The following is a 1342-nucleotide window of genomic DNA, read 5'->3' on the forward strand; positions in this document are numbered from 1 at the left end:
TTGATTTCTGAACTTTATCAGAATCGTTCTTTAAAAATTTGGGTATGTGATAGAAAGAAGACTGATGAAGCACTTTCACTGGTGTGGATTCAGGCTAAGGTAAAATTTGTGAGTACTCTTAATTGAGCGGCAAATTTTCGGCGAATGTCGTCTTCATAGTATAACCAGATTGCTTGGGGTTATATGGTCAAGTGAAGAAGCGCATACGGTGGATGCCTTGGCAGTCAGAGGCGATGAAAGACGTGGTAGCCTGCGATAAGCTTCGGGGAGTCGGCAAACAGACTTTGATCCGGAGATCTCTGAATGGGGGAACCCAGCCAGCACAAGCTGGTTATCTTGCACTGAATACATAGGTGCAAGAGGCGAACCAGGGGAACTGAAACATCTAAGTACCCTGAGGAAAAGAAATCAACCGAGATTCCCTTAGTAGTGGCGAGCGAACGGGGACCAGCCCTTAAGTGGCCTTGAGATTAGCGGAACGCTCTGGAAAGTGCGGCCATAGTGGGTGATAGCCCTGTACGCGAAAGTCTCTTGGCCATGAAATCGAGTAGGACGGGGCACGAGAAACCTTGTCTGAATATGGGGGGACCATCCTCCAAGGCTAAATACTACTGACTGACCGATAGTGAACTAGTACCGTGAGGGAAAGGCGAAAAGAACCCCGGAGAGGGGAGTGAAATAGATCCTGAAACCGTATGCGTACAAGCAGTGGGAGCAGACTTTGTTCTGTGACTGCGTACCTTTTGTATAATGGGTCAGCGACTTATATTCAGTGGCGAGCTTAACCGAATAGGGGAGGCGTAGCGAAAGCGAGTCTTAATAGGGCGTTTAGTCGCTGGGTATAGACCCGAAACCGGGCGATCTATCCATGGGCAGGTTGAAGGTTAGGTAACACTGACTGGAGGACCGAACCGACTACCGTTGAAAAGTTAGCGGATGACCTGTGGATCGGAGTGAAAGGCTAATCAAGCTCGGAGATAGCTGGTTCTCCTCGAAAGCTATTTAGGTAGCGCCTCACGTATCACTCCAGGGGGTAGAGCACTGTTTCGGCTAGGGGGTCATCCCGACTTACCAAACCGATGCAAACTCCGAATACCTGGAAGTGCCGAGCGTGGGAGACACACGGCGGGTGCTAACGTCCGTCGTGAAAAGGGAAACAACCCAGACCGTCAGCTAAGGTCCCAAAGTCATGGTTAAGTGGGAAACGATGTGGGAAGGCTTAGACAGCTAGGAGGTTGGCTTAGAAGCAGCCACCCTTTAAAGAAAGCGTAATAGCTCACTAGTCGAGTCGGCCTGCGCGGAAGATGTAACGGGGCTCAAACCATGCACCGAAGCTACGGGT

The 1342-nt window shown here is 50.2% G+C and carries 1 rRNA gene; it reads left to right on the top strand.

Annotation, left to right across the window (positions count from 1 at the left end):
• Positions 1–185: 185 nt before the first annotated feature.
• Positions 186–1342, top strand: a 23S ribosomal RNA gene (locus K675_RS0110060); the annotation flags it as partial.

The organism is Pseudomonas fuscovaginae SE-1, from assembly GCF_000364705.1.
Lineage (GTDB): Bacteria > Pseudomonadota > Gammaproteobacteria > Pseudomonadales > Pseudomonadaceae > Aquipseudomonas > Aquipseudomonas fuscovaginae_A.